The sequence below is a fragment of the Amycolatopsis sp. NPDC088138 genome (assembly GCF_044741685.1).
Lineage (GTDB): Bacteria > Actinomycetota > Actinomycetes > Mycobacteriales > Pseudonocardiaceae > Amycolatopsis.
In genome coordinates this window covers 390,045-408,414 of record NZ_JBIUTB010000007.1, presented here as the reverse complement: position 1 = coordinate 408,414, position 18,370 = coordinate 390,045, and the positions used below count along the sequence as shown (strand labels likewise).

Sequence of the window (18,370 nt, the reverse complement as noted above, 5' to 3'; positions counted from 1 at the left end):
GACAATGGAGGACGTGACCGCCCTGCTGAGCAAGCCCGCCCTGAAGATCGGCCCGTACGAGGTCGATCCGCCGGTCGTGCTCGCGCCCATGGCCGGGATCACCAACGTCGCCTTCCGGCAGCTGTGCGCGGAGTACGGCGCCGGGATCTACGTCTGCGAGATGATCACCGCGCGGGCCGTCGTCGAACGGCACCCCGGGACCATGCACATGATGACATTCGGGGCCGACGAAAAGCCCAGGTCGATGCAGCTTTACGGCGTCGACCCGAAGACCATGCGCGAGGCCGTGAAGATCATCGTCGGCGAGGGTCTCGCCGACCACATCGACTCCAACTTCGGCTGCCCGGTCGCGAAGGTGACGCGAAAGGGTGGCGGGGCGGCGCTGCCGTTCAAGCGGAAGCTGTTCGCCAGCATCGTGCGGGAGTCCGCCGCCGCGGCCGCCGAGGCGGGCGTCCCGTTCACGGTGAAGTTCCGCGTCGGCATCGACGACGACCACCTGACCTACCTCGACGCCGGCCGCATCGCCGAGGCCGAGGGCGCGGCGGCCGTCAGCCTGCACGCGCGCACGGCGGCCCAGCGCTACTCCGGTCAGGCCGACTGGACGAAGATCGCGGCGCTGAAGGAGGCCGTCACCAGCATCCCGGTGCTGGGCAACGGCGACATCTTCTGCGCGGACGACGCCCTGCGCATGGTCGCGGAAACCGGCTGCGACGGCGTGGTCGTCGGCCGTGGCTGTCTTGGGCGTCCGTGGCTGTTCGGCGAGCTGGAGGCAGCGTTCGCGGGCCGCCCGCTGCCGACCCCGCCGACTCTCGGCGAGGTCGCCGTCGTGCTGCGCCGGCACGCCGAGCTCCTCATCCAGCACGACGGCGAGACCAAGGCCCTGCGCGACCTGCGCAAGCACATGGCCTGGTACTTCATGAACTTCCCGGTGGGTTCCGAACTGCGCCGCGGCTTCGCGATGGTGTCCAGCCTGCCGGAGCTGGACGACCTCATCACCCGCCTGGACCACGACGCCCCGTTCCCCGACAACGCGGACGGGCCTCGTGGACGACAGGGCTCGCCGGGCAAGGTGACGCTCCCGCACGGCTGGCTGAACGACCCGGACGACGACTGCGTCCCGGAAGCGGAAGACATGCACTCCGGCGGCTGAGCCTCACGGCTGGTCGCGGTCCTTGCGCCTGATGTCGAGCGGCGGATGCAGGGCCTTCGCGATCTCGGGGATGTCCTCCGGCCGCGCCTTGGACACGAGGGTCTTCGCGGTCAGCCACTTACAGAGCGGTCTGACAACGGAGCCGACCGCCATTCCGCACTACCTGATCGGGTAGGCAAGAAACAGCACCAGACCCGAGCAGCGTTTCCACTGGGCAGGCCGAGTCCCCCGCCTCGCACTCGGCGACCAGCACGCGCCCGTGACATCTGTCAGCCCGAAGTCGTGGCGGACGGCATCCTCACCAAACCCGCCGCCGCGACAAGCTCTTCCCATGACGAACGACAACGCTCCCGCCTCGCTCCTCAAGACCCTCGCCATCGAGATCGCCGCCCCCACCGGCGTCTACTACGGCCTCCACTCGCTCGGCTTCAGCGTCTTCCTCTCGCTCGCCCTCAGCGGGGTCTTTCCGCTGGCCAGGACCCTCTTCCAGTTCGCCAAGAACCGCACCATCAACGGCCTGGCGCTGGTCGTGCTGGTGACCAACGTCGTCGGCATGCTGCTGACCTTCGTCGCCGGGGATGCCCGCATGATGATCGCCAAGGACTCGATCGGGAGTGGCTTCACCGGGCTCGTCATCCTGATCTCCGCGTTCACCGCGCAGCCGATCATGACCAAGGCGCTGCGCCCGTTCCTCACCCACGGCAAGGCCGACCACGAAGCCGCCTGGGAGCGGCTCAGCGGTGGGCGCCGGTTCGAGAGCGTCCTGCGCCGCGCCAGCTTCATCTGGGGGATCGGCTTTGTGCTCGAAAGCGCCGCTCGCGTCGTCGGGGCGTTCACGCTGCCCGTCGAGACCATGGTCTGGCTGAGCACCGTCCTCTTCATCGGCTCGTTCGCCGTGATCATGGTCGTCGCCGGGGCCGCGTCGAAGACGGCCGGTGAGATGGTCGCGAACGAGGCCGCCAAGGACACCCGGGAGCTCGTCGCCGCTTGACCTGCGGAAACGCAAGGTGTACAGGTGTGTACATGTACAGCAAGCGGGAGCAGCTGGTCGGCGACCTCAGCGACCTGATCCGCTCCGGGCGGCTCGCCCACGGTGACCGGCTGCCCGGCGAGAACCAGCTCGCCCTCCAGTACCAGGTCAGCCGCGGCACCGTGCGCAGCGCGCTCTCCGAACTGCAGCAGCTCGAGCTCATCTCCACCCAGGCCGGCGTCGGCTCGTTCGTCACCTTCGACGGCGTCCAGCTCGACCAGCGACTGGGGTGGGCCCGCGCGCTCGCCGACGCCGGGTCGCCCGTCACCACCGAGCTCCTCGGCATCAAGACCGTCGAAGACGCGGCCCTCGAAGAGGAGTTCGGCGAACACAACTACATCGCGGTACGACGCCTGCGCCGGGAGCACGGGCGCGGGATCTCCCTCGAGACGGCGACCGTGCCCGCGATCGGGCCGCTCGCCGAACTCCCCGAAACGGGACTGCGGGACGACTCCCTGACCAAGACGCTCGAAGCCGCCGGCCGGGTCTCGGTCGGCGGGGACCAGTGGATCAGCACCGAACGGCTCGACGCCTGCGCCGCCGAACTCCTCGGCCGCTCGATCGGCGAGCTCTTCCTCCGCGCCGAGCGCACCTCGGTCGACGTCGAGGGCCAGCTCGTCGAACGCGTCGTCAGCCTCCTGGACCCGGACCGCTTCCAGTTCCACCTCACCTTCGGACACCGGTGAACGCGCGGGACCGGGCGCTCGGCGCGTTCACCGGGCTCGCCGTCGGCGACGCGCTCGGGATGCCGACGCAGTCCATGTCCCGCGCCGCCATCGCCGCCGCCTACGGGCCGGTCACCGGGCTGCTCACCGCCGTCGCCGAGCAGCCGATCGCACCGTCCATGCCCGCCGGCTCGGTCACCGACGACACCGAGCAGGCCCTCCTGCTGGCCCGGCTGCTCATCGACGGCCGCGGCACCGTCGACCCGCACGTCTTCGCCGACGCCCTGCTGATCTGGGAGGCGGACATGGTCCGCCGCGGCTCCGCGGACCTGCTCGGCCCGTCGACGAAACGCGCGCTCTCCCGCCTCCAGGACGGCGTCCCCGCCGACGAGGCCGGGCGCACCGGAACCACCAACGGCGCCGCCATGCGCGTCACCCCGGTCGGCATCGCGACACCGTCGGAGGACCTGCACGCCCTGGTCGACGCCGTGGTCGCGACCGCGCGCGTCACCCACAACACCAGCCTCGGCATCGCCGCCGCGGCGGCGGTCGCGGCCGTCGTCTCCGCCGGGGTCGACGGCGCGAGCCTGACCGAAGCACTCGACGCGGGCGAACGCGCGGCCGTCGTCGGCGGCGAACGCGGATATTGGGCGGCCGGCGGCGAAATCGCCGCCCGGATCGGCTGGGCACGCGGCTGGGTGCGGGGCATGACGCACGACGCCGTCGCCGACGCGGTCGCCGAGGTGATCGGGACGTCGGTCGCGTCGCAGGAGTCCGTCGTGGCCGCCTTCGCGCTGGCCGAAGCCATGGGTGACGACCCGGCGGCGGCGCTCCGCCTGGCCGCGGGCCTCGGCGGCGACACCGACACGGTCGCCGCGATCTGCGGCGCGATGCTCGGCGCCACGCACGGTGTTGACGCCATCCCGCCGGACCTCGCCGAGACCGTGCTCAGCGTGAACCACCTCGACCTCGGCCCGCTGGTGGACGAACTTCTGGCGCTGAGACGGCGTTCGCGATGACCGGGCGGCTGGTGCACACCGGGCAGGTCGTGATCGACCTGGTGATGACGGTGCCCGCGCTGCCGCCGCCGGGTGGGGACGTCATGGCGTCTTCGACGAACCTGTTGCCGGGTGGCGGTTTCAACGTGATGTCCGCGGCCGCGCGGTCCGGCGCCGGCGTGCTGTACGCGGGCAGCCACGGCATCGGTGCCTTCGGCGACCTCGCTCGCGAAGCCCTTTCACGCGAAGGCATCGAGGTGGCCCACGAGCCGACGCCGGACCTGGACACCGGCGTGGTCGTCACGCTGGTCGACGCGACCGGCGAACGCACCTTCGCGACCGGGACGGGCGCCGAAGGGCGGCTGCGCGCCGAGTTGCTCGATCATGTCCTCCCAAAGGATGACGATCTCGTCTACGTCACCGGGTACAGTCTGTTGCACGAGATCAATCGGACTGCGCTCCTCGCTTGGCTGCCCCAGCTGCCCGGCTCGAGGATTCTGTTCGACCCCGGCCCACTCATCGGTGACGTTGATCTTGGAGACCTCCGTGAACTTCTGTCCATAGTAGACATTCTCAGCTGCAATGCGCGCGAAGCCGACGTGCTCGGCGAGCTGCCGCCGGTTGCCGTCGTCCGTGATGGCGCGAAGGGCTGCCGGGTCCTCGAAGACGGCCGGACGACCGATGTACCGGGCTTCCCGGTCGACGCCGTGGACACGAACGGCGCGGGTGACACGCACTGCGGCGTACTGGCCGCGGAGCTGTTGCGCGGCAGTACCCTCCTCGACGCCGCTCGGCGCGCCAACGCGGCGGCGGCGCTTTCGGTGACCCGCCGGGGCCCGGCGACCGCGCCGGACCGGGCGGCGATCGACCGCCTACTGACCAGGGACGGGCCATGACCGTGACCGAACGCAAGCTCAAGGTGGAGACCAACGGCCTCGACGTGATCGACGACGCCGAGCGCCGCGGCAGCCCGCGCGGGCTGTTCTGGCCGTGGTTCGGCGCGAACGTCTCGGTGCTCGGGCTGAGCTACGGCTCGTTCACGCTCGCGTTCGGCATCTCGTTCTGGCAGGCGCTGGTCGCCGGCGTGGTCGGGATCCTGTTCTCGTTCCTGCTGTGCGGGTTCGTCGCCATCGCGGGCAAACGCGGGTCCGCGCCGACGATGCTGCTCTCGCGCGCGGCCTTCGGCGTCCGCGGCAACCGGCTGCCGTCGGCGATCTCGTGGATTCTCACCGTGGGCTGGGAAACCGTGCTCACAGCGTTGGCGACGCTCGCCACGGGGACCGTGGTCCAGCGGCTCGGCTGGGGTGACGGGACGACGGCGAGGGTGATCGCGCTGATCGTGGTCGCGGTGCTGATCGTCGGGGCGGGCGTGCTCGGCTTCGACGCGATCATGAAGCTGCAGACGTGGATCACCTGGATCACCGGTGTGCTCACGGTCGTCTACGTGATCCTCGTCGTGGGTGACATCCACTGGGACGCCGTCAGTGCGCTGCCGTCCGGCTCGGCGCAGCAGTGGGTGGGCGCGCTGGTGTTCCTGATGACCGGGTTCGGCCTCGGCTGGGTCAACGCGGCGGCGGACTACTCGCGCTACCTGCCGCGCTCGGCGTCCGGGCGCGGGGTGGTCGGCTGGACGACGTTCGGCGCGTCGGTCGCCCCGCTGGTGCTGCTGGTGTTCGGGCTGCTGCTCGCCGGGTCGTCGGAGGAGCTGAGCAAGGCGATCGGCCTCGACCCGATCGGCGCGCTGACGACGTTGCTGCCGCTGTGGTTCCTGGTGCCGTTCGCGATCGTCGCGGTGCTGGGCCTGGTCGGCGGGGCGGTGCTGGACATCTACTCGTCCGGGCTGGCGCTGCTCTCGGCCGGTCTGCGGATCCCCCGGCCGATCGCGGCGCTCGTCGACGGCGTGCTGATGGTGCTCGGCACGGTCTACATCGTCTTCTTCAGCGACGGATTCCTCGGGCAGTTCCAGGGTTTCCTGGTCACGCTGGGCGTCCCGGTCGCGGCCTGGTGCGGCGTCATGCTGGCGGACGTCCTGTTACGCCGCCGGGACTACGCCGAGCAGGAACTGTTCGACCGGGCGGGTCGTTACGGCGACTTCCGGGTCGGCCCGATCGCGCTGATCGTGATCGCGACAGCCCTCGGCTGGGGCCTGGTGACGAACACGTCCGCGGGCTGGCTGAACTGGCAGGGTTACCTGCTGGAGCCGCTCGGGCTCGGCGGTCGCGACGGCTCGTGGGCGTTCGCGAACCTCGGTGTGCTGGTGGCGCTGGCGCTCGGGTTCCTCGTCACCTTGGCGACGCGCTCCCGGATCCGCGCCCAGGAGGCCGCGTGAAGCCAATCCTGGCGGTCATCGACCTGCAGAACGTCTTCGGCGACCCGGCAAGCGAGTGGTTCACGCCGCGTTTCGCCGAGGTGGTGCCCCCGATCCGGCGGCTGGTGAAAGCGTTCGGCGACAACGTGGTGTTCACGCGATTCATCGCGCCGACCCGACCGGAGGGCGCGTGGAAGCAGTACTACGCGCAGTGGCCGTTCGCTCTGCAACCGCCGGAATCACCGTTGTACCAGGTGATCTCCGACTTCCAGCCAGCGTCCACAGTGGACGCCACCACGTTCGGCAAGTGGACGCCGGAAATGGCCGCCCGAGTGGGCGAAGCACCTCTGGTGCTGGCGGGGGTGTCGACGGACTGCTGCGTGCTGTCGACGGCGTTGGCCGCGGCCGACGCCGGCGTGGCGGTCACGGTGGTGGCGGACGCGTGCGCGGGGGTCGACGACGAGAGCCACGCGAAGACGCTGGACATCCTGCGCCTGTACGGGCCGCTGGTGAAGGTGGCCACAACGGAGGAGGTGCTCGACTAGGCTCGATCCGGTGAGCCTCGAAGCGTCGGCGATCGCGTTGACCACGGCCGTCGTGAAGGCGGCCGCGAAGGTGTGGCTGGGTGACCGGACCATCGCCGCCGACACCACCGCCAAGGTCTTCGACCTGCTGGAGAAGCAGGTCACCGGGCTCAACGACCGCCGCAAGCTGCGGCTGCTGTTCACCAACCTCGAGTCCCGGGTGGCCGACCGGCTGCTGCCGTTCCTCGACGTCGAGTTCCGCGCGCTGCCGGACCACGAGCGGGCGGCGGCGGTGGACGCCGCGCGCGAGACGTTCGACCGCGCCACGCTGACCGACGACGACCTGTTCGCGACCGACCTCGACGCCGCGTTCCTGTACCGCTCACTGCTCCGGAGCGTCCCCGGCGTCCCGCGCGAGTTCCTGTTGTCGGCTGACGCCCTCGAGCTGTACCAGCGGGTCCTCCGCGAATGCTGCGCATACCTGGTGCAGGTCACGAGCACCCTGCCCCGGTTCCAGCCCGGCGCGCTCGTCGAGATCCTCCAGCGGGAGACGGAGATCCTCGAGACCGTCCGGAGCGTGCTGGCCGCGCTGCCCGAACGCCGGCACCCGGACGACTTCGCCGCGGACTTCCGGCGTCAGGTCGTGACGGCGCTGGACCGGATGGCGCTGTTCGGCGCGGGCCTGGCCGACGCGACCCGGCTGTACCCGCTGTCAGTCGCCTACCTGAGCCTCAGTGTCGCCACCGAGCACGGCGGCGCGCCGGGCGACCGGATCGAGCACGTGCTGCCGCACTCGTCGCGGATCCTGCTGCGCGGCGAGGCGGGTTCGGGGAAGACGACGTTGCTGCAGTGGCTGGCCGTCCAGTGCGCGAGCCGGCAGCTGCGGGACGTCGACGGCTGGGCCGACCTCGAACCGTTCCTGGTGCGGCTGCGGCGGTTCAGCCGGTCACCGCTGCCGGCACCGGAGCAGTTTCTCGACGAGGTCGGCCGCCACATCGCCGACGAGATGCCGCGCGGGTGGGTGCAGAACCGCCTGCGACGCGGCCAGGCGGTGCTGCTCGTCGACGGCCTCGACGAGCTGCCGGACGACCGCCGCCGCGAGGTGCGGGAGTGGCTGCGCGAACTCGTCGTCGCGTTCCCGCGCGCCCGGTACGTCGTCACCACCCGCCCGGCCGCGGTGGCCCCGGACTGGCTGCACGCGGAGGATTTCACCGAGGTCCGGCTCCAGCCGATGACACCCCGCGACGTCCGGACGTTCGTCACCCGCTGGCACGCGGCGATGCCCGGCGAGCAGCTCGACGACCGGCGGGACGCCTTGATCTCAGCCATCGGCGCCCGCAGCGCGTTGCGGCGGCTCGCCGAGAACCCGTTGCTGTGCGCGCTGCTTTGCGCGTTGCACCACGAGGGCAACGGACGCCTGCCGGACAACCGGATGGAGCTGTACGACGTCGCGTTGCGCATGCTGCTCGACAGCCGCGACGTCGAGCGGCGGATCGAGTCACCCGTCCGCCTTTCGCTGACCGAGAAGCTGGTTCTGTTGCGGCACATGGCTTATTGGCTGGTGCGCAACGGTCACACGGACACTTCGGCGGCGGACGCCCAGGCCCGGATCACGGCGAAGCTGCGTTCGATGGGCCAGATCGACGTCACGCCGAAGACGGTGTTCCGCCACCTCCTCGACCGCGGCGGCGTCCTGCGCGAACCGGTCCCGGGCCGCATCGACTTCGTGCACCGGACGTTCCAGGAGTACCTGGCGGCCCAGGCGGCCGTCGAAGAGGACGACATCGGGATCCTGATCGCGAACGCACACCTGGACGAATGGCGCGAAGTGGTCGTGCTGGCGGCGGGCCACGCCCACCCGACGCAGCGCGAACGGCTGCTGGACGGGTTGCTCAACTGGGACGCGGACGAGGCACAACGGCTGAGGCTCGACCTGGTGGCGTTGGCCTGCTTGGAGACGTCGCCGGAGCTGAACGAGCGGCTGCGCAACGAGATCGAGGACCGGGCGAGCACTCTGATCCCGCCGTTGACCCACGGACACGCGGTGAACCTCGCCAGTGCCGGAGAGTTCGTGCTGGACCTCCTCGCCGACTGCAACCCGGAGCCGGACGAGGTGCCACTCCTGCTGCGCACGGCCGCGATGATCGGCGGCCCGGGCGCCATCGCCCTGCTCTCCCGGTACAGCGGCCGCGAGGACCTGGCTGTCGCCGAAGAACTGATCGAGGCCTGGACCAGGTTCGACTACGCGGAATACGCGGAGCGCGTGCTCGCCGACTCTCCACTCCGGGGCGGGTCTCTCAGCGTGCACGACCCGGGAATGCTCGCGGGCCTGAAGCACCTGCGTCACCTCACCTGGCTGCGGTGCCGCTTCGAAGACGGCTACGGTCGGCTGGATTTCGTCCGCGACCTCCCCGGGCTCGAAATGCTCGAAATCGCTGACCGGGCCTACTACGACCTTCCGGCTTTGGCGGGCAGCGCGTTGACCGGGCTGGCGCTGATCGGCCAGTTCCAGTTGGAGGCGGTCGATCTCGCCCCGCTCGCCGACGTACCCGGGTTGACCTCGATCGAAGCCAAGCTGACGTCCCGAGGCTGGGCGGCGCTGGCCGGTCTGCCCCGGTTGAAGCACCTCCAGCTGAGCCGGATCGACGATCCGTCCCGGCTTGCCGAACTCGCTGCGTTGACCGAGCTGCGGTCATTGGCGCTGAGCAACGTCTTCGCCTTCCCGGATCTGGTACCGCTGGCGTTTCTCGCCGCCCCGGTGTCCCTCAGCCTCCAAGGCTGCCCGGACCTCCGAGACTTGGCACTGCTCCACCAGTGGCCCGGGCTGCGGCACCTACGGCTGATCGCCTGTCCGGAAGCCGATACGACTCCGATCGCCACCCTGACCGAACTCCGGCTCCTGGAGCTGGCGGGCAGCAAACCGGCCGACCTGTCGCGGCTGTCCGGAATGCGGCACCTGGAAGAGCTGCGATTGCGCGATGTGAAGGCCGTGCCCGATCTCGCACCGCTCGCCACCCTCGATGGCCTCAAGGTTCTGACGGTGGACGGAACGGGTGAGCTGGATCTGCGCCCACTCGCCGGCCGCGCCGGTCTCCAGATCGCGGTGAGCAAGCAGCTCCAGCCGATCGGCGCCGAGCTGCTGGGACCGGGGAGCACGGTCGAGGTGGCGACGGTTCCACGCCGTTGGCCTGGCGTTCCCCGGCGGCCAGTAGATTCAGGCTTGTGATCGACCACATCAGCGTCACCACCGAAGCCGGTTCCTTCGACGGGATCGCCGCCGGGCCCGAGGACGGGCGGCCGGTCATGCTGTTGCACGGTTTTCCCGAAGCCGCCGTCGAGTGGGAGCACCAGGTGGCCACCCTGGGGGTGCTCGGCTTCCGGGCCGTCGCGCCGGATCAGCGGGGGTACTCGCCCGGGGTGCGGCCCGAGCCGGCCGCCGACTACCGGATCGATCACCTCGTCGGGGACGTTGTCGCCATCGCCGACCAGCTCGGGTGGAAGCAGTTCGACCTCGTGGGGCACGACTGGGGTGGCGCTGTGGCCTGGTGGACCGCCGATGCCCATCCCGAACGGCTGCGCAGCCTCGCCGTCGTGTCGACGCCGCATCCCGCCGCGCTCTCCGCGGCCATGAAGAGCGACGAGGACCAGTACCTCCGGACGCAGTACATGACGGAGTGGCGGCAGACGCGGGTCACCGAGCGGCGGATGCTGGAGAACGACGGCCGCGCGCTGCGGGACATGTTCGAGCGGCGGGTTTCGCCGAGCAAGGTCGACGAGTACATCCAGCGGCTGTCCGAGCCGGGCGCGCTCACCGCCGCGCTCAACTGGTACCGCGCGGGCCGGCCCGGCGGGAAGATCGGCAAGATCGACCTGCCGACGCTGTACGTCTGGAGCACCGAGGACGTCTCGTTCGGCTCGACCGCGGCGCTCGACACCGGCAACTGGGTCACCGGGCCCTACCGCTTCGAGATGCTCGAAGACGTCACGCACTGGGCGCCCGAAGAGGCACCGGAGGCCGTGACGACGCTGCTCGTCGAGCACCTGAACGCGCGGTAACCGCCGATCACCCTGCCGTGAGCGTCGCGGCCACCCGCCTTGCGGTACGGGACGCCCGTGGCCGTCGTGTCTACTGGGCCGGTGGATACCGCGACCGAAACCGAGACCGAGCGCGTCGTCTTCGTCACCGAGGACGGTGTGCCCACCGGCGAGACCGGGCCCAAGCTGGCCAGCCACCACGAGCACACCCGCCTGCACCTGGCCTTCTCCTGCTACGTCCTGCGCCGCAGCGACAATGCCCTGCTGATCACCCAGCGCGCACACGAGAAGAAGGTCTGGCCGGGGGTCTGGACCAACAGCGTCTGCGGGCACCCCGCGCCCGGCGAGTCCCTCGAGAACGCCGTCCGCCGCCGGGCCGCCTACGAGATCGGGCTGCCGACGCTGTCCGGGCTGCACTGCGTGCTGCCGAAGTACCGGTACCGGACGCCGCCGTTCGAGGGGATCGTCGAGAACGAGTTCTGCCCGGTGTTCGCCGCCTGGACCGACACCGAGCCCGCGCCGAACCCGGCCGAGGTCGGCGGCTGGCGCTGGATCCCCTGGGGTGACTACACGGAGTTGCTGAACGACCAGACGGCTAATGTGAGTTACTGGGCCAAAGACCAGTACGCGCAGCTCAAGGGCATCGAACCGTTCTCCCGCCTCTGAACCTCCGACTCCGCTGAGTTACCGTCGACCTCCCGTTTGAGCGAAATTCACTTTCGTCCGTACCCACACCTCAAGCGCGGCCACCTCTACGACGACAACCAATGCGTGGTGGAGGTGGGCATGGTCGCCGAGGACGAAGCCGCGCTGCGCCGGGCACGCGGCCCGCAGCCGCCGGACCTGCTCCGCCTCCACGAGACCGTCGCGAGCCTGTTCGCGACCCAGGGCGACTGGCGCCGCGCCTACCAGCACCTGCGCTCCGCGCTGGACATCGCCCGTGACGGCAGCCTGCGTGACGCGCTGACGTCCAGCTACAACCGCCGCTACCTCGACGAGCGCCTGTACGGACCGCTCACCGGCCACCAGACCGCCCGGCCGCGGCCCCCGCTGGCGATCGCGTTGATCGATCTCGACCGCTTCAAGCGCGTCAACGACACGTACGGTCACCTCGTCGGCGACCGTGTTCTCCGCCGGGTGGCCGACCTCCTGCAGGAGGAGCTGCCCGAAGACGGCTTCTGCGCCCGCTACGGCGGCGAGGAGTTCGTGCTGTGGCTGCCCGGCGTCGACGTCGGGGACGCCGTCCGCATCGTCGACGCCGCCCGGCTGCGTGTCGCCCGTCACCCCTGGTCAGAAGTCCAGCCGGGACTGTGCGTGACCATCAGCGCCGGCCTCGCGCACGACTCCGCGACCGAGCCGGACGCGGCGGCGACCCCCGAGCGGCAGCTGCGTTGCGCCGACACCCTGCTCTATGCCGCGAAACGTGCGGGGCGGAACAAAGTCGCCTATCACGACGCGCAAACGACTCGGTTAATAACCCACTCAGAGTAACGTAAACTCCGCATTACCCCGGATTGCGTACAACCGCCTTCACCCGTTTGTCGACGCTGGGCGGCCGTTCGTCGACTCAAGGTGAAGAAAATTCCGGGAGGGTGTCGTCACGAACGGGGGGTATCCGTACGATAACGAAAACCTCCGGGGGAACGATCACCTCTCGCGGGGGAAGACGGCCAAGTCGAAGACCCGCCCCTGGATCGCGCGAGAGGAGACCGAGTGCCGGACGAGCTCGACAGCCCGGGAAACGGTCGCCGCGTCGATGGCCCCGCGCGACCCCGAAGCGGCAGACGCAGGTCCATGGAGGACAACGGCGGGATCAGCGTTTCGGACGTCGTCGCGAAGACCACCGGTGTCCGTCCCGTTCCGCCGCGCGACCAGCAGGACCGCGTTGACCAGCCAGGACACCGCGGGCGCACCGCCGAACCGCCCCGAGCCGCGCAGCCGCCCCGCGCTCGCGCGCCGCGGCCGGTGCAGTCGCCCGCCGACAACCCAGTACCCACGGACGCCACTCGTCAACCGCGTCCCCCGCGGCCGCGTCAGCCCCGCCGCACGACCGCCGCCGCCCCGCAGCCCGAGGCCCCGCTCCAGCGCCGCCCGCCGGCCGCGAACCCGGGCCAGCAGCAGACGTCGGCCGCGCCGCAGCCGCCCCGCCGGCCTCGCCGCCCCGCGGCCGCTCCGGACGGCGCGGTACCGCCGCGTGCGGACGCACCGGCCCCCCAGCGTCCCCCGGCCCCCGACGCGCCGGCGGTGAAGCGGCCACCAACTACCGCCGACAGCCCGGCCGCCAAGCGCGCGGCGGCGTCCGAATCGTCGGCGCCGGGACGCACCCGGCCTGCCGGTGACACCCGCCGCCCGCAGGCCGACGGCCCGGCCGCCAAGCGCGCGGCCGCGTCCGAATCCTCGGCACCGGGACGTGCCCGGCCGACGTCCGACACCACCGCGCTGCGGCGCCCGCAGGCCGACGCCCCGGCACGGCCGGCGAGCGCGGTGCCGCCGCGCTCCGAGCTCGACCCGCTGACCATGACCGACGAGATGGAAGCGATCGACGAGGCGACGCAGTACCGCCGCAAGATCGACCACACCCTCGCCCGGTTCTCGGCCGCGCACGACGAGGGGAACGCCGAAGAGGCGAAGCGGCGTGAACGCCGTGAACGCCTCTCCCCTGCCTCCCTGATCGAGAGCACGCGTACGGCCCTTCAGCGCGTGGTCACCCCGGTCGAGCCCGAGACCGACGCCGCCGAGCTGGCCGCGCAGACGCGGCTGCAGGAGAAGAAGCAGCACAAGCACGAGCGGGCGGGCCGGTTCGGGCGGATCGCCGCCGCCGTCGTCGCCGCGCTCGTCTTCCTCGGCGTCGGTGGCGCGTGGGGCGCCCAGACCTACTTCGACGCGAAGTTCACGCAGATCTCGGCCCTCGACGAGAACTCGTCCGACATCCAGGACGCCGCGGCGCAGGCCAACGACGAGAACTTCCTCATGGTCGGGTCCGACACCCGCGACGGCGCGGGGGCCGAGGAAGGCGTCGGCACCGCGGACAGCACGCCGGGCGCGCGCTCGGACACCGTGATGGTGGCGCACATCCCGGCCGACCGTAAGCGCGTCGTCGTCACGTCGTTCCCGCGCGACCTCGAGATCGACCGGCCCGACTGCCAGCGCTGGGATCCCGCGCAGAACAAGAACACCGACGAGAAGGTGCCCGGCCAGAAGATCGCGAAGCTCAACACCGCGTACGCGGTCGGCGGGCCCTCGTGCGTCACCAAGGTGATCCAGCAGCTCACCGGGCTGCGGATCAACCACTTCGTCGGCATCGACTTCAACGGCTTCAAGGAGATGGTCGACGCGGTGCACGGCGTCACCATCCACAACGAGATCCCGATCGACGACTCCGTGCTCGGCAAGGTGCTGCTGGAGACCGGCGACGTCTCGATCTCCGGTGACCAGGCGCTGAACTTCGTGCGCGCGCGGCACGTCAAGGGTGACCCGACGTCCGACTACGGCCGGATCAAGCGGCAGCAGGAGTTCATCGGCGCGCTGCTGAAGAAGGTCATGTCGTCCGACGTCGTGCTCGACCCCGGCAAGCTCAGCGACTTCATCACGGCGTTCGCGAAGGCCACCTTCGGCGACAACCTCGGTGTCAAGCAGATGATGACGCTGGCGCAGTCGATGAAGGGCCTCGACCCGTCGAAGATCTCGTTCCTCACCGTGCCGACGGTCGGCATCGCCAACAGCCGCGGCAACGAGGTCCTCGTCCGCAGCAAGACGAAGGCGCTCTTCGACGCGCTGCGCAACAACACCGCGCTGCCCGACCCCAACGCCCCGGTCCCGCAGAGCGAGCAGCCGGCGCCCACCAGCTCGTCGAAGTCGTCGTCCTCCTCGTCCTCGTCGTCGAAATCGTCCTCCAAGACCACGTCGAAGACCTCGAGCAGCAAGAAGACCAGCACCACCGGCTGAGCCGCGAGGATTGTTAGTCCGGGTTCACGTGCGGTTCACCCAGCGATGCGGTGTTCGGTCATGGTTGCCCGTAGGGTTGGGCCATGCGTGAGGCTTACCATGTCGAACTCGAACAGCTCGCCGACAACCTGGCCGCCATGTCGCTCCAGGTCGCCGACGCCATGGAGCGCGCCACCCAGGCCCTTCTGGAGGTCGATCTCAGTCTCGCCGAGCAGGTGATCAGCGACGACGCGAAGGTCGACGACGCCCGCGCCCTGTGCGAGGAGCAGGCGTACGCCCTGCTCGCCCTCCAGGCACCGGTGGCGACCGATCTGCGCACCGTGCTGGCGGCGATCCACGCCGCGGAAAGCCTGGAGCGGATGGGCGATCTGGCCCTGCACGTGGCGAAGGCCGCGCGCCGGCGGCACCCCGAACCCGTGCTGCCCGAGGCCGTGAAGCCGTACTTCGCCGAGATGGGCGAGGTCGCGGTGAAGCTGGCCAGGCAGACCGAGGTGGTCATCAAGACGAAGGACGTCGAAGCGGCGAAGACGCTCGAGTCCGACGACGACCAGGTGGACGACATCCACCGCCACCTCTTCACGGTCCTGATGGACCGCGAATGGCCCCACGGCGTCGCCGCCGCGGTCGACGTCACCCTCCTGGGCCGCTTCTACGAGCGCTACGCCGACCACGCGGTGTCGGTCGCGAAGCGGATGATCTTCGTGGTCACCGGCAAGATGCCGGGCTACGGCTCCGACGACGACATCTGAGCCTCGTTCGAGAAGGAAAGCCCCCGGCCGGAGCCGGGGGCTTTTTCTTTGCCGAACAACGGTTTCCGAATATCCACTTCGGACACTGCGCCGACAGAAAAGAAGGCCTTTCTCGCCGGCCCCGAGCACGGGCGAGAAAGGCCTTCCGCAACAACGACTACTCAGCCGAAGCGGCCGGAAATGTAATCTTCCGTGGCCTTTTCGTCCGGGTTGGAGAAGATCTTCTCCGTGTCGTTGAGCTCCACCAAACGGCCCGGCTGCCCCACGCCGGCGAGGTTGAAGAACGCCGTCTGGTCGGAAACCCGCGCCGCCTGCTGCATGTTGTGCGTGACGATGACGATCGTGTAGTCCTTCTTCAGCTCACCGATCAGGTCCTCGATCGCCAGGGTCGAGATCGGGTCCAGCGCCGAGCACGGCTCGTCCATCAGCAGGACGTCCGGCTGCACCGCGATGGCGCGGGCGATGCAGAGACGCTGCTGCTGACCGCCGGAGAGGCCGCCGCCCGGCTTGTTCAGGCGGTCCTTGACCTCGTTCCACAGGTTCGCGCCGCGCAGGGCGCGCTCGGCGATTTCGTCGAGCGTCTTCTTTCCCTTGGTGCCGCCCAGCTTCAGGCCCGCGACGACGTTGTCCTTGATGGACATCGTCGGGAACGGGTTGGGGCGCTGGAACACCATGCCGATCGTGCGGCGCACCTGGACCGGGTCGACGGCCGATGCGTAGATGTTCTCGCCGTCCAGCAGGACGTCACCCTCGACGCGAGCGCCGGGGATGACCTCGTGCATGCGGTTCAGCGTGCGCAGCACCGTCGACTTGCCACAGCCCGACGGGCCGATGAACGCGGTGACGTTGCGCGGCGGCACGGACAGGGTGACACCGTCGACGGCGTGGAACTTGCCGTAGTAGATGTCCACGTCCTTGACGTCGATTCGCTTTGCCATGGCTTACAGCTCACTTCTTCTTCGGGGCGACAAGGCGCGCGAACACGGTGGCGAGGAGGTTGATGATCGCGATGATGAGCACCAGGGTCAGTGCCGCGCCCCAGATCCGGTCGAAGCCGACCGAGCCGGGATCCATCGAGTTGGTGACGCGCTCGTTGTTCATCAGCAGCGGGAGCGCCGCCTGCTCGCCGCTGAAGATGTCCCAGTTCGTGTAGGCGGAGTAGCCGACCAGGACCAGCAGCGGCGCGGTTTCCCCCATCACGCGGGCCAGCGCCATCATGATGCCGCCGATGATGCCGGACAGGGCCGTCGGCAGGACGATCTTCACGATCGTCTTCCACTTCGGCACGCCCAGCGCGTAGGACGCCTCGCGCAGGTCGTCCGGGACGATCCGCAGCATCTCCTCCGACGAGCGGACGACGACCGGGATCATCAGCAGCACCAGGGCCAGCGACACGGCGAAACCGCTGCGCGGCAGGCCGAACGTGGTGATCCAGAGCGCGTAGATGAACAGCGCGGCGACGATCGAGGGGACACCGGAGAGGATGTCGACCATGAAGGTGGTGGCCTTCATGAGCCTGCCCCGGCCGTACTCGACCAGGTAGATCGCGACGAGCATGCCGATCGGCACCGCGATGATCGCGCAGACGAGGCCCTGCAGCAGGCTGCCGATGATGGCGTGCAGCACACCGCCGCCGACCTCGTCGGACAGGTAGTTGCCCAGGTCCTGCGACCACCAGTTGCTGTACGGGATGCGCTTGATGCCGTTCGCGACGACCGTGTACAGCACCCACACCAGCGGGACGACGGCGATCAGGAACGACAGCCAGACCAGCGTGGTCGCCAGGCCGTTCTTGACCTTGCGAGCCAGGCTGACCTGCTGGAACGCCGGTGTCGTCGCGGGAGCTTCGAGCGTGGACGTGGACATGCTCAGTCCCCCTTCTTGCCGATGACGGACCGCGCCGCGAAGTTCACGAGGAACGTGAGCACGAACAGCACCAGGCCGGCCGCGATGTACGCGCCGGCCGAGATCTCGTTGTTGAACTCGCTGTAGTTGGCGGCGATCTTCGAGGCGAACGTCGAACCGCCGTCGAAGAGGCTCCAGTCGAAGTTGCGGCCCTGCGGGATGAGCAGGATGACGGCCAGCGCGATCGTCTCGCCGAGCGCCCGGCCGAGGCCGAGCATCGAGGCGCCGATGTAGCCGGCCTTGCCGAACGGGAGCACGGTGGTGCGGATGACTTCCCAGCGCGTGGCGCCGAGGGCGAGCGCGCCCTCGAGGTGCGGGGTCGGCGTCCGCTCGAACACCTCGCGGGAGAGCGAGGTGATGATCGGCAGGATCATCACGGCCAGCACGATGCCGGCGGTGAAGATCGTGCCGCGCACACTCGGCGAGACGTTGCCCGGCGCCAGCAGCGGGAACCACGAGAACGTGTCGTTGATCCACTGCGAAAACGGCTCGATGGCCGGGGCGAAGACCAGGATGCCCCAGAGGCCGAAGATGATCGACGGCACCGCGGCGAGCAGGTCGATGACGTACGCGAACGGCCGCGCCAGCCGCTTCGGCGCGTAGTGGGTCAGGAACAACGCGATGCCCAGTGACACCGGCATCGCGATGATCAGCGCCACGAGCGACGTCGCGACCGTGACCTCGAGGAGGTCGAGGATGCCGAACGACATGTTGGCGGGGTCGTTGGTCGACCAGCCGTGGTTGAACAGGAAGTTGGCGTTGTCGGCCCGCAGCGCCGGGATCGCCTGGATGAGCAGGAAGAGCCCGATCAGGCCGATCAAGGCGACGACGAAGATCCCGGCCCCGGTGGTCAGGTTCTGGAAGATGCGGTCACCGGGCCGCACCTTCTTCGGCTTCTCGCTCGCGGGCGGCTCGGGCACCGCCGTCGAGGTGGGTTGCTCCGAAATCGGATCCTCCGGGGGCGTCGTGGCGGACGACGAACGCCCACCGGGGTCGCCGGTGGGCGTTCGCGTCGAGGATGACTCGCTCATCAGCTACTTCTGACCAGCCTGTATCAACTC

General features: G+C 69.8%; 17 protein-coding genes. 13 read left to right on the top strand and 4 right to left on the bottom strand.

Annotated features, from left to right (window positions below; all coding sequences use genetic code 11):
- Nucleotides 1–4: 4 nt before the first annotated feature.
- Entirely contained in the window at nucleotides 5–1,150 is a 1,146-nt protein-coding gene (dusB, locus tag ACIOD2_RS38515) for a tRNA dihydrouridine synthase DusB (RefSeq protein ID WP_400549743.1), read from the top strand.
- A gap of 3 nt (nucleotides 1,151–1,153) precedes the next feature.
- Here dusB and ACIOD2_RS38510 read toward each other — a convergent pair whose 3' ends face one another.
- Nucleotides 1,154–1,303 carry a hypothetical protein gene (locus ACIOD2_RS38510; protein ID WP_400549741.1) on the bottom strand — a complete coding sequence of 50 codons (150 nt, stop codon included), beginning with the start codon at nucleotides 1,301–1,303 and terminating at the stop codon, nucleotides 1,154–1,156.
- Nucleotides 1,304–1,481: 178 nt separating this feature from the next.
- Between ACIOD2_RS38510 and ACIOD2_RS38505 the strand changes: the two genes are divergently transcribed.
- The 12 genes from ACIOD2_RS38505 to phoU all read left to right on the top strand — a co-directional run bounded on the left by ACIOD2_RS38505 (nucleotide 1,482) and on the right by phoU (nucleotide 15,404).
- Nucleotides 1,482–2,141, top strand: a complete 660-nt coding sequence (locus ACIOD2_RS38505; protein WP_400549739.1) for a VC0807 family protein — start codon at nucleotides 1,482–1,484, stop codon at nucleotides 2,139–2,141.
- Between the two features lie 32 nt (nucleotides 2,142–2,173).
- Nucleotides 2,174–2,866, top strand: coding sequence for a GntR family transcriptional regulator (locus ACIOD2_RS38500; protein WP_400549737.1), 693 nt, complete (start codon nucleotides 2,174–2,176; stop codon nucleotides 2,864–2,866).
- The gene (locus ACIOD2_RS38495) at nucleotides 2,863–3,864 is read left to right on the top strand and encodes an ADP-ribosylglycohydrolase family protein (protein WP_400549735.1); all 1,002 of its coding nucleotides are present in this window, start codon (nucleotides 2,863–2,865) and stop codon (nucleotides 3,862–3,864) included. The genes ACIOD2_RS38500 and ACIOD2_RS38495 overlap by 4 nt, the downstream gene beginning before the upstream one ends.
- A complete protein-coding gene (locus ACIOD2_RS38490) occupies nucleotides 3,861–4,739 on the top strand; it encodes a PfkB family carbohydrate kinase (protein ID WP_400549733.1) in 879 nt (292 codons plus the stop codon). The genes ACIOD2_RS38495 and ACIOD2_RS38490 overlap by 4 nt, the downstream gene beginning before the upstream one ends.
- The gene (locus tag ACIOD2_RS38485) at nucleotides 4,736–6,172 is read left to right on the top strand and encodes a purine-cytosine permease family protein (protein ID WP_400549731.1); all 1,437 of its coding nucleotides are present in this window, start codon (nucleotides 4,736–4,738) and stop codon (nucleotides 6,170–6,172) included. The genes ACIOD2_RS38490 and ACIOD2_RS38485 overlap by 4 nt, the downstream gene beginning before the upstream one ends.
- Nucleotides 6,169–6,696, top strand: a complete 528-nt coding sequence (locus tag ACIOD2_RS38480; protein ID WP_400549729.1) for a cysteine hydrolase family protein — start codon at nucleotides 6,169–6,171, stop codon at nucleotides 6,694–6,696. The genes ACIOD2_RS38485 and ACIOD2_RS38480 overlap by 4 nt, the downstream gene beginning before the upstream one ends.
- 10 nt (nucleotides 6,697–6,706) lie before the next feature.
- Nucleotides 6,707–9,901 (top strand): NACHT domain-containing protein, encoded by a 3,195-nt coding sequence (locus ACIOD2_RS38475; RefSeq protein WP_400549727.1) that lies wholly within the window; start codon nucleotides 6,707–6,709, stop codon nucleotides 9,899–9,901.
- A complete protein-coding gene (locus tag ACIOD2_RS38470) occupies nucleotides 9,898–10,731 on the top strand; it encodes an alpha/beta fold hydrolase (protein WP_400549725.1) in 834 nt (277 codons plus the stop codon). The genes ACIOD2_RS38475 and ACIOD2_RS38470 overlap by 4 nt, the downstream gene beginning before the upstream one ends.
- A gap of 81 nt (nucleotides 10,732–10,812) precedes the next feature.
- Nucleotides 10,813–11,376 (top strand): isopentenyl-diphosphate Delta-isomerase, encoded by a 564-nt coding sequence (gene idi / locus ACIOD2_RS38465; protein WP_400549723.1) that lies wholly within the window; start codon nucleotides 10,813–10,815, stop codon nucleotides 11,374–11,376.
- 120 nt (nucleotides 11,377–11,496) lie between these two features.
- Nucleotides 11,497–12,201, top strand: coding sequence for a GGDEF domain-containing protein (locus tag ACIOD2_RS38460; RefSeq protein ID WP_400549721.1), 705 nt, complete (start codon nucleotides 11,497–11,499; stop codon nucleotides 12,199–12,201).
- 993 nt (nucleotides 12,202–13,194) lie between these two features.
- The gene (locus ACIOD2_RS38455) at nucleotides 13,195–14,655 is read left to right on the top strand and encodes an LCP family protein (RefSeq protein WP_400550650.1); all 1,461 of its coding nucleotides are present in this window, start codon (nucleotides 13,195–13,197) and stop codon (nucleotides 14,653–14,655) included.
- 83 nt (nucleotides 14,656–14,738) lie between these two features.
- Nucleotides 14,739–15,404 carry a phosphate signaling complex protein PhoU gene (gene phoU, locus ACIOD2_RS38450; protein WP_400549719.1) on the top strand — a complete coding sequence of 222 codons (666 nt, stop codon included), beginning with the start codon at nucleotides 14,739–14,741 and terminating at the stop codon, nucleotides 15,402–15,404.
- A 161-nt stretch (nucleotides 15,405–15,565) separates the two neighbouring features.
- On the opposite strand, the gene pstB is transcribed toward phoU, so the two are convergent.
- From pstB to pstC, 3 genes are read right to left on the bottom strand one after another with little or no spacing between them, the layout of a single operon-like run.
- Nucleotides 15,566–16,342, bottom strand: coding sequence for a phosphate ABC transporter ATP-binding protein PstB (pstB, locus tag ACIOD2_RS38445; protein WP_284747324.1), 777 nt, complete (start codon nucleotides 16,340–16,342; stop codon nucleotides 15,566–15,568).
- A 10-nt stretch (nucleotides 16,343–16,352) separates the two neighbouring features.
- A complete protein-coding gene (pstA, locus tag ACIOD2_RS38440) occupies nucleotides 16,353–17,270 on the bottom strand; it encodes a phosphate ABC transporter permease PstA (protein ID WP_400549717.1) in 918 nt (305 codons plus the stop codon).
- Nucleotides 17,271–17,272: 2 nt separating this feature from the next.
- Complete coding sequence (pstC, locus tag ACIOD2_RS38435) at nucleotides 17,273–18,193, bottom strand: phosphate ABC transporter permease subunit PstC (protein ID WP_400550648.1); 921 nt, start codon at nucleotides 18,191–18,193, stop codon at nucleotides 17,273–17,275.
- Between the last annotated feature and the right edge of the window lie 177 nt (nucleotides 18,194–18,370).

Coding starts and splice junctions, on each gene's coding strand:
- dusB (WP_400549743.1), top strand. CDS start 5: ATGGAGGACGTGACCGCCCTGCTGAGCAAGCCCGCCCTGAAGATCGGC.
- ACIOD2_RS38510 (WP_400549741.1), bottom strand. CDS start 1,303: ATGGCGGTCGGCTCCGTTGTCAGACCGCTCTGTAAGTGGCTGACCGCG.
- ACIOD2_RS38505 (WP_400549739.1), top strand. CDS start 1,482: ATGACGAACGACAACGCTCCCGCCTCGCTCCTCAAGACCCTCGCCATC.
- ACIOD2_RS38500 (WP_400549737.1), top strand. CDS start 2,174: ATGTACAGCAAGCGGGAGCAGCTGGTCGGCGACCTCAGCGACCTGATC.
- ACIOD2_RS38490 (WP_400549733.1), top strand. CDS start 3,861: ATGACCGGGCGGCTGGTGCACACCGGGCAGGTCGTGATCGACCTGGTG.
- ACIOD2_RS38485 (WP_400549731.1), top strand. CDS start 4,736: ATGACCGTGACCGAACGCAAGCTCAAGGTGGAGACCAACGGCCTCGAC.
- ACIOD2_RS38460 (WP_400549721.1), top strand. CDS start 11,497: ATGGTCGCCGAGGACGAAGCCGCGCTGCGCCGGGCACGCGGCCCGCAG.
- phoU (WP_400549719.1), top strand. CDS start 14,739: ATGCGTGAGGCTTACCATGTCGAACTCGAACAGCTCGCCGACAACCTG.
- pstB (WP_284747324.1), bottom strand. CDS start 16,342: ATGGCAAAGCGAATCGACGTCAAGGACGTGGACATCTACTACGGCAAG.
- pstA (WP_400549717.1), bottom strand. CDS start 17,270: ATGTCCACGTCCACGCTCGAAGCTCCCGCGACGACACCGGCGTTCCAG.